Here is a 9,178-nt window from a genome sequence, read left to right as displayed (position 1 = left end):
ATTGTCCCTTCCACAAGGCAATTGTCCCTTCCACAAGGCAATTGTCCCTTCCACAAGGCAATTGTCCCTTCCACAAGGCAATTGTCCCTTCCACAAGACAATTATTTATTGCAGCCAATTGAGAACCGCAATATTTAAGCTGTCCGAAAACGTGCGAGTTCTTGACCCGTTTTCGCATCGTGAGCATGAACGGTACAAACGAGACAAGAATCAAAAGATCGCGCTACGTGTCCAACTTCAATCGGATCGCTAGAATCAACAATAGGCGTTCCAATTAAAGCTTCTTCAATAGGTCCGCGTACCCCTTGAGCATCTCTCGGTCCTACGTTCCAGGTTGTGGGTGCAATCACTTGGTAGTTTTTAATCTTGCCATTTTCTAATTCCACCCAATGGCATAGAGAACCTCGTGCTGCTTCTGTTGCACCCCAACCGCGTCCATCTTTTTCCGTTGGTTTAATATACCAAGGATCGTTTAGTTTGAACTCACGCAAGCAATGTTCTGCTTGTCGGTACAGCTTGACGATTTCATGCACTCTTGCCAACTGACGCAGGTGAGTACTTGCTCCACCCATTGCCTTGAATGCACTTAAGATAAACCCATCGTAATGCTGCCAAGGTTCGCCATGTGTACCACCTGCTACTAACTGACGTGCAAGTGCGCCTGCTTCTAAGCGTCCATAATCTTCATGGCGGACTGCAGTTGACCAAGAGTAAGCGTTTTCAAAGTCTTTGTCATTCTGCTCAATTGGTTGAGTCACGCGATTAAAAGGATGAATGTCTTCTGTTCCTTCGTCGTACCACGCATGAGTGGTATTTTCGCGAGCAAACGTATGATCCATGAGAGTGTGAGTATCGCTAAAACTGTCATACACTCCACTCTTCATAATCATAACAGCATTGCGGGTAGCAATCGTAGGCTTTTGGTACTTATCTTCATGGGGTAAATATCCCCAAGTTACATACTTACCTACACCTGCACCATACTTATCTAAACCAATATCCAAACCCATACGCCAGTAAAAACCCAAGTCAGAATTAGCATGATTTGGGTTTTCTTCTAGCCAAACCATGAAATCTTCATAGGTTTTGATTTGTTCGTAACGCTCTAAAGAACAACCTAACCAGACTGATTCTAGCCAATTGGTGCGAAAATATTCCAGTATTGACCAAGCACGGGTGATGTCCGTTAGGGTGGGGGCGCACATCACACCACCAGGTACCATGTAACTAGAATGCGGCCACTGTCCCCCAAGTAATGCATAAATTTCGACTGGTTTGCCAGAAATGGTGACACCAAGTTCGTAAGATTTGCCAGTAAAAGCTGCAAAGCGCCTGCAAGCTTCTTCGTAAAAAGAGCTTTGTTGATACTTTTTGTTGGTCAAGTCAATTGCAAACAAACCGTAAAAGTAACGGGGAATGCTTTGGATTGTTTCAACAATTTGACCCAAATTTCTTGCCAAAATTGCATTGCGCGGAATCTCTGTCCCCCACGCTGTATCCAATGCCCAAGATGCACTGGTTAAGTGAGAAGCACCGCAGATACCGCAAACGCGAGGTGTGACAATTAATCCGGCTTGAGGGTCTTTGCCTCTAAGAATAACTTCAAATCCGCGAAAAAGTTCGGCATGAGTCCAGGCGTTGACCACATACCCATCTTCTATATCGACGCGAACATCTAAATCGCCCTCAACTCTTCCAACGGGTGAAATATCTAGTGTTTGAATTGTCATTTTATCTCCTTTAGTGATTGGGGACTAGGGATTGGCGATTGGGATGAACCAGTTCCCAGTCCCTAATCCCCAATCCGCATTCCCTTACACTGTAAAAAAATCATCTTCTGCCCATGCTGGCATCGTGTCTTTTGAAACAAGAGTGAGTAGGGCGTAGTCTTTCTTATTAACTCCTGTGGGTAAATCTTTAGGAACTCCCATCACGGTTTGTGTCTTGAATACTGTTCCTGGCTTGAGGTCGTAGAAGGGGAATTCTGGTTCCGTACACCCCAAACATGGCATTCCCACACGGGTTTTAGACGAGACTCGGTTCCATAAAATACGGTTGCAGGAAGAATGAGTCATGGGACCGCGACATCCTAAGTCGTAGAATAGACATCCTTTGCGCTGACCAAATTGGGTAGTTGAGGCTTTGTAGGCAAAATGGATGTTGCGCGTACAGCCTGTTTGGGTATAAGTGTTAAAGAAGGTTTGAGGACGGTGCAGTTCGTCTAGAACTATATCGCCAATTCGATTCGTAGCGATCGCAACTAATATTTGAGTTATCCAATCGGGATGGGCTGGGCATCCGGGAATATTAATAATGGGTAATCCGGATTTTGCTCGAAAGTCTTTACCTAAAAACCCTCCTTCTTGACGTTTGAGAAATTGCAATCCTGTGGATTCGCTGGGATTGGGTGCCATTGCGGGTATTCCTCCCCAACAGGCGCAATCTCCTACTGCTACAATATAGTTAGCAACTTGTGATAGGTCGCGTAACCAGTCTTTCATAGGACGGTCAGCAAAACGGTTCCACTCTCCTGTTCCATCAGGTGCGTTCACAACTGTGCCTTCAAAGACGAGAATGTCTAGAGAAATTTTTCCTAAAAGGCACTGCCACAGCATTGTTTGTAAGTTTGTACCTAGTTCCACACCTAGAGACGGATGCCAAAGTACATTAATACCAAAGTCAACGATGAGGTCGCAGACTGTGGGTTCTTCAGCATTGAGGAATGACATAGTGTTGCCCGAACAAGCACCACCTTGCAGCCATAGTAAGTTAACCATTTGTTATCTAGTAAAAAAGTATAAAGTATGAAGGATAAAATATTTATACTCACTCTCGCATTTGGCTTTCAGAACTCCTTAGATTCCGTCTTCTTCAAGAAGATGGGAATCTTGCTAACTCTATTACGGTTAGTTTATCCTTTATTACATATCATCTCGTGTATTTTTTAATTCTACTGTTTATTATTTACATAAAATTTTAGATTTTTTAGCTAAAAACATTTGAAGAATCGATGAAAAAGTTATAACATAACACCTTCTCTTTCTAATTTCAAGCTAATATGCGATCGATGACATCATTATATTCATCTCAATGTATGGGTTCGGTCTTCTCGTAACCATACTAAATTTTTTATAATACTTAACTCTATCTTGCCTGATTTAGTTATTTTTTTACATATTTATGTCAACTCTAATCTCGCTAGTAGAGTGAGCAATGCCCACAACAAGACTTGGATGATGGGCATTACTCACTCTACTTAAAATTCCAATCAAATGTTATAGAAGAATTTAACTATTGAGTTAAGTTTTGATTGTTTGTAACCAACTCTCATGCTTCAAAAAATATTTATGAAATATCAAAGATACATAAAAATTTCAGAATAAACAAATTATAATAAATATTAATGAAATACTTATATCTTTTTAGAGATAGAGTGTTTTATATTGGAATAAAATAACTCTTCATCGCTAACTTTTGAGGAAACTCAGGCGAATCATTTTAGAAGAGACTCTCTATGTTAAGGAATTCATTGCGTAAAGCCTCAAGAAACACATTTATAATTTGGTGTTGAGAAATGAGTGTTTCTTTTATGTGTCACAAGTATATGGTGTCCTTTTCCTCAATTACGAATTACGAATTGGTATTATGACCCCTAGCATAACAGATTCAGCAGTAAAGGTGGCTATGGATGTCCTTGCTTCATCTCCAGCATCGACACAAGAAAAAATTCAAATGTTAATTGAAATGGCACAAGGCTTTCAAAAAAAGCCGAAAGCTGCTCGAGATTTATGGAATGCTCTGTCATTGTACAACCAAGCACGCGATTTATGCGCTGATGAGGATTTGCTGTGGAAAGCTAGAGCAAATGTCGGAATGGCAAGTACTTTAAAGGCGATTCCTGATGTTGGGGCGCAATTGCTGTTAGAAGCAAAAGAACAATTAGAAGAGGCGATCCCAATTTTGCAACAGCTTGCTTTACCAGAGGAAGTGGCAGAAGCCCAAATGAACTTAGGGTTGGTGTTACAGTCTCTCGTACCTTTTAACTTGGCACGGGCAACTGACAGCATCCAAGTTTACCACAAGGCATTGCAAGTTTTTACTTGTCAGGACTACCCGCAAGAATATGCTATTTTACATAATAATATTGCGATCGCATACCTGTCCATGCCCGTCACATCAGAACGGCAATACTTGTATCAAGGCTTAGCCGTACAAACCTTTGAGGAAGCACTGAAGCATATTCGACTCATAGACCACCCTAGGGAATATGCAATGCTACATAATAATCTTGGTAATGCTTTGCAATATTTACCAAGTACGCATCCCATAGACAACATTATACGGGCAATAGCTGCTTATGACGAAGCATTAAAAGTACGCGATCGTCAAGACACGCCTCTTGAATATGCTAATACAATTGCTAATAAAGCCAACGCTCTATTAAATTTACCAGATGATTTAGATAAACCAGAATTTGGTAATCCTCAAAATATTGCTAAAGCGAATGCTTATTATGAAGAAGCCGTGGAAATTTTCACCCAATACGGGCAGATAGAACAAGTGCAATTAATAAATGAGTTAAGGGTTAGTGGTTAGTGGTTAGTAGATAGTTGTTAGTGGATAGTGGTTAGTTGTTAGTAGTAGAAATATTAACAACTAACAACCAGCAACCAACAACTAACGACTAACAACCAACAACCAACAACCAACAACTAACAAAAAAATGTCACACTTGATAACCAATCCTTCAGTCAAAGAACTCTTCACAAGTTTAATGGCCGATGAATTAAATCTAACAACTGGATTCGTTTGGTTTTTAGTAGCAACGGTCATATCCATGATTGGTGGTGCTATAGGAGGAATGTTGTTAGGCGGACGCGATATCGGGTATCAGTTTTCTGCTTTACTTGGTGGGTTATTTGGTCCGGCTGGTGTGATTCCTGGAGTTGTTTTAGCACTCATAGTCATAGATTTGTTGAGGAGTTTTTAGGAGGAACTATGTTAGAGATAGGCTGGTTTACAGCCCGGTTATTTTTTAAGGGGAAGCTTTTGCGAGATCCTATGTATTTTGTACAGCAAACTTCATTCGGTATTGGCATCAGTGCGCTCATACTATTTTTGTTTACACAAGCAAACGTGAGTCTTTGGATGTCAGTTCCGATATCGAGTTTTATCGGTGGCTTAGTGATGCCGCTTTTCCTTAAAGACCTCAAGCTAAAATAAAAGGATAAGGTATGAATTATGAAGGATGAATTATGAAGGATAAAATATCTTTATATCCTTCATCCTTTTTTCGGTCATACTGGCAAGTCAATAGATGAGCAACTTGTCAAAATAGATTTAAGAAGTTTAAACTCCGAATTTTCAAGGAATTTCGTGATAGCACCAACAAGCACGCAAAAAGAGACAGACGTTGCCAACAACTTACTCCTTTCGCCTAAAGGTGCTCGAGTTATTTTGGGAAAAAGTCTGGAACCAGGGCAATTAGCACTGCCTGTCATACCCAATAGACAAGAAATGTTTGGTCCTCGTGGTGCCTGTTTAATATCGGAAACAGGACCATTATGGGTATCAGATACAGGACATCATCGTTTGTTGGGATGGCGCGATACACCAACTGAAGATGGTCAACAAGCAGATTGGGTCATTGGACAACCAGATTTTAACCATGAGGGACAAAATGCGAAAGGCGAAGTTGGAAAGGCTACTCTGAGTGTTCCTACTGGTATTTGTGCTTGTGGGGAAGGATTGGCGGTAGCAGATGCTTGGAATCATCGAGTTTTAATTTGGAAAAAATTACCAGAGGATAACAATGTTCCGGCGGATATTGTGCTAGGTCAAGCTTGCTTTACTGAAAATCAAGCAAATCGGGGAAATCAAGAAGCTGCAGCCCATACCTTGAACTGGTGTTATGGAGTTTTTTACCATCAAGGAAGGCTGTTTGTGACTGATACCGGAAATCGACGAGTTTTAATTTGGTATCAAATACCTGAAGAAAACGGTCAGCCTGCGGATCTAGTATTGGGACAACCAAATATGATGTCCCGCAATGAAAATGGTGGTAGTTCTCCTTCTGCATCTAGTATGCGTTGGTGCCACGATATCACCTTTTGGGGAGATAATCTGGTTGTCACGGATGCAGGTAACAATCGGGTGATGATTTGGCAGGGAATGCCAACAGAAAACAATACTCCTTGTACAGTCGTATTAGGACAAAAAACTTTTGATTCGGTAGAAATGAATCAGGGAGTTTATTTTCCTACCGCTCATAGTCTGAGTATGGCGTATGGTGTAGCTTCTGTAGGGAAGTGGTTGTTAGTGGCAGATACTGCTAATTCCCGGTTATTGGGATGGAAACAGCCCCAAGAAATCATGACTTTGCAAGGTGTGAGGAGTGATGTCTTGGTCGGACAATTGGATTTTCACAGTAAAGGTGAAAATCGCGACTATGGATTGCCAATGCGAGACAGCCTGAATTGGTGTTATGGAATTAACGTATGTGGCAATACAGCAGTTATCGCCGACTCAGGAAACAACCGAATTATGTTATGGCATTTCAATTAAGTCATTTGTCATTGGTTATTTGTCATTGGTCATTTGTCATTGGTCATTTGTTCTTTACAATTGACCGATGACTAAGGACTAATGACTAACGACTAAGGACTAAGGACGAACCTCTTTAGTTAACTTATGTACCGACTTAATCATGGACTTTGAAGAAATTAGAATTTGCGGTACTGTACAAGGAGTTGGGTTTCGACCTACAGTTTATCGCCTTGCCAAAGCTTATGGTTTGTGTGGTGATGTTCGTAATGATGGTCAAGGAGTCTTGATTCGGGTATCTGGGAAACAAGAATCAATAGACGAATTTGTCCACAAGTTACAGAAAGAATGCCCTCCATTGGCAAAGATTAATATATTAACGCGCAAGCGTTATCAAAGCGAATTTCAATTCGACGATTTTGCGATCTCTGGCAGTGTAAGTGACGGGGTGAAAACCGAAATTGCCCCTGATGCTGCTACTTGTCCGCAATGCAAAGCAGAAACTCTCGATCCCTTCAGCCGTTGGTATCGCTATCCCTTCACAAACTGCACTCATTGCGGTCCCCGCCTGAGTATTATTCGTGCCATTCCTTATGACCGTAGCAATACGAGTATGGATGCTTTTGCCATGTGCTCGAATTGTTCTGATGAATATAAGGATGTCAATAATCGTCGCTTTCACGCTCAACCCGTAGCCTGTCATGTCTGCGGTCCTAACGCTTGGTTAGAACGTTCTGATGGTAAACCAATAACAAGTTCTATGTTTTCTATGTTAGACGATACTGATTCTGTTTGTACTTTACTACAAAAAGGTGAAATTGTCGCCATTAAGGGTTTAGGAGGATTTCACCTAGCTTGCGATGCTACCAATGAAACTGTAGTGCAAAAACTTCGTCAGCGCAAAGGACGCGAAAGCAAGCCTTTTGCTTTGATGGCAAGAGATATGGCTGTCATTGAAGAATACTGCACTCCTAGCATTGAGGAAAAAGAATTACTTGAAAGCCCTGCAGCACCTATTGTATTGCTTGCAGCAAAAGGAGGTGATGAGGGTGAAAGAGGAAGTGGAAGAATCACCAACATGGAAAACTGGACAGCCAAAAAAAAACTTACACTTCACGCCGCATAGCACCTTCTGTAGCACTAGGGCAAAAAACCCTTGGCTTTATGCTTCCTTATACCCCGCTTCACCATCTCATTCTTAAGCGGATGAATCGTCCAATTGTTTTAACTAGTGGCAATTTGTCTAATGAACCACAATGTATTGATAATGATGAAGCGCGTGAGAAGTTGGGGAAAATTACTGATTATTTTCTCTTTCACAATCGGCAAATTGTTAACCAGGTTGATGATTCAGTTGTGAGGGTTGTAGGCGATAAAGTGCAAATTGTTCGTCGTGCGAGAGGTTATGCACCAGCACCTATCCATTTACCACCAGGTTTTCATCGTGTTCCACAGATTTTAGCAATGGGCAGTGAGTTGAAAAATACCTTTTGTCTATTGCAAGACACAAAAGCAATTATATCCCAGCATTTGGGAGATCTAGAAAATGCAGTTTCTTTCCGCGCTTATCAGGATATGCTGAATTTATACTTAAATTTGTTTGAGTATAAACCAGAAGCGATCGCTGTCGATCTCCATCCTGAATATTTGTCTACAAAACTTGGTAAAGAACTAGCATCAGTTCGTGAAGAAGGGTACAGCAAAACTGTACCCTTACTATACATTCAGCATCATCACGCCCACATTGCTGCTTGTATGGTAGAGAATGGTGTACCGATTGATTCTTCCCCTGTTTTAGGTGTTGCTTTTGATGGATTGGGTTACGGCGAAGATGGTACGCTTTGGGGGGGAGAATTCCTTTTAGCAGATTATCGACAGTTTAAACGCTTAGCAACATTTAAACCAGTCGCCATGCTTGGTGGAAAGCAAGCGATTAAAGAACCTTGGCGTAATACCTATGCTCAATTAATATCTAGTTTTTCTTGGGAATATTTAAAACAAAATTACGGAAATTTAGAAATTATCAAATTTTTAGAACAAAAGCCTTTACAGATTTTGGATCGAGTTATAGAAAAACAAATTAATTCTCCTAAAACCTCATCAGTTGGTCGTTTATTTGATGCAGTTGCTGCTGCTATTGGTATTTGTCCAGAAAAATGTAGTTATGAAGGACAAGCCGCAATGGAACTCGAAGCTGTATGCGATCCGGCTTCAGCCGTTAAGCTTCCAGCCGATCGCACTCTTCTAAATAATTCTACAAAAACATTTGGTTATTCTTTTACAATTGAACTGATAGATAAACTCTATAATATAAATTCCTCTACAATGTGGCAGGCTTTGCTAAACGATTTACAACAGCAAGTTCCTCAGTCAATTATTGCCGCTAAATTTCATCTAGGCTTAGCTAATATCGTTGTAAAAATAGTAAAACTACTATGTCAAGAAAATCACATTAATTGTGTTGCGCTTAGTGGAGGAGTTTTTCAAAATCGTATTTTGTTAGAGCAAGTCACTACAAAATTAGAAGTCTTAAATATAAAAGTTCTAACTCATAGTTTAGTGCCAACAAATGATGGCGGCTTATCACTAGGACAAGCAGCGATCGCAGCTGCTTTACAAAAGAGTTAGTAGGGTG

6 protein-coding genes and 1 pseudogene are annotated in these 9,178 nt (G+C 40.8%); 5 read left to right on the top strand and 2 right to left on the bottom strand.

The genetic code is table 11. The features are described 5' to 3' along the window. Positions 1 to 134 precede the first annotated feature (134 nt). Both ACKTT2_RS15900 and ACKTT2_RS15895 read right to left on the bottom strand, forming a co-directional pair. A complete protein-coding gene (locus ACKTT2_RS15900; protein ID WP_407888526.1) occupies positions 135 to 1,730 on the bottom strand; it encodes a nickel-dependent hydrogenase large subunit in 1,596 nt (531 codons plus the stop codon). Between the two features lie 84 nt (positions 1,731 to 1,814). After that, complete coding sequence (locus ACKTT2_RS15895) at positions 1,815 to 2,777, bottom strand: NADH-quinone oxidoreductase subunit B family protein (RefSeq protein WP_407888524.1); 963 nt, start codon at positions 2,775 to 2,777, stop codon at positions 1,815 to 1,817. Positions 2,778 to 3,645: 868 nt separating this feature from the next. Here ACKTT2_RS15895 and ACKTT2_RS15890 point away from each other — a divergent pair. The 5 genes and pseudogenes from ACKTT2_RS15890 to ACKTT2_RS15870 all read left to right on the top strand — a co-directional run bounded on the left by ACKTT2_RS15890 (position 3,646) and on the right by ACKTT2_RS15870 (position 9,171). Beyond that, on the top strand, positions 3,646 to 4,596 hold the full coding sequence (locus tag ACKTT2_RS15890; RefSeq protein WP_407888522.1) for a tetratricopeptide repeat protein: 951 nt from the start codon (positions 3,646 to 3,648) through the stop codon (positions 4,594 to 4,596). 127 nt (positions 4,597 to 4,723) lie between these two features. Continuing rightward, the gene (locus ACKTT2_RS15885) at positions 4,724 to 4,990 is read left to right on the top strand and encodes an asr0689 family protein (protein ID WP_407888520.1); all 267 of its coding nucleotides are present in this window, start codon (positions 4,724 to 4,726) and stop codon (positions 4,988 to 4,990) included. An 8-nt stretch (positions 4,991 to 4,998) separates the two neighbouring features. After that, on the top strand, positions 4,999 to 5,223 hold the full coding sequence (locus ACKTT2_RS15880) for a hypothetical protein (protein ID WP_407888518.1): 225 nt from the start codon (positions 4,999 to 5,001) through the stop codon (positions 5,221 to 5,223). Positions 5,224 to 5,376: 153 nt separating this feature from the next. Then, positions 5,377 to 6,564 (top strand): NHL repeat-containing protein, encoded by a 1,188-nt coding sequence (locus ACKTT2_RS15875; RefSeq protein ID WP_407888516.1) that lies wholly within the window; start codon positions 5,377 to 5,379, stop codon positions 6,562 to 6,564. Between the two features lie 142 nt (positions 6,565 to 6,706). Further along, positions 6,707 to 9,171, top strand: a pseudogene (locus tag ACKTT2_RS15870) (carbamoyltransferase HypF). Positions 9,172 to 9,178: the final 7 nt, after the last annotated feature.

The sequence above is a fragment of the Scytonema hankhaensis NUACC26 genome, from assembly GCF_045865695.1.
GTDB lineage: Bacteria > Cyanobacteriota > Cyanobacteriia > Cyanobacteriales > Nostocaceae > Scytonema.
Note: the sequence above shows the minus strand (reverse complement) of the source record. Positions and strands in the feature narration are given on the sequence as shown.

Excerpts from the sequence above, each read along its gene's own strand:
- ACKTT2_RS15900 (WP_407888526.1), bottom strand. The coding sequence starts at position 1,730 with ATGACAATTCAAACACTAGATATTTCACCCGTTGGAAGAGTTGAGGGC.
- ACKTT2_RS15895 (WP_407888524.1), bottom strand. The coding sequence starts at position 2,777 with ATGGTTAACTTACTATGGCTGCAAGGTGGTGCTTGTTCGGGCAACACT.
- ACKTT2_RS15890 (WP_407888522.1), top strand. The coding sequence starts at position 3,646 with ATGACCCCTAGCATAACAGATTCAGCAGTAAAGGTGGCTATGGATGTC.
- ACKTT2_RS15885 (WP_407888520.1), top strand. The coding sequence starts at position 4,724 with ATGTCACACTTGATAACCAATCCTTCAGTCAAAGAACTCTTCACAAGT.
- ACKTT2_RS15880 (WP_407888518.1), top strand. The coding sequence starts at position 4,999 with ATGTTAGAGATAGGCTGGTTTACAGCCCGGTTATTTTTTAAGGGGAAG.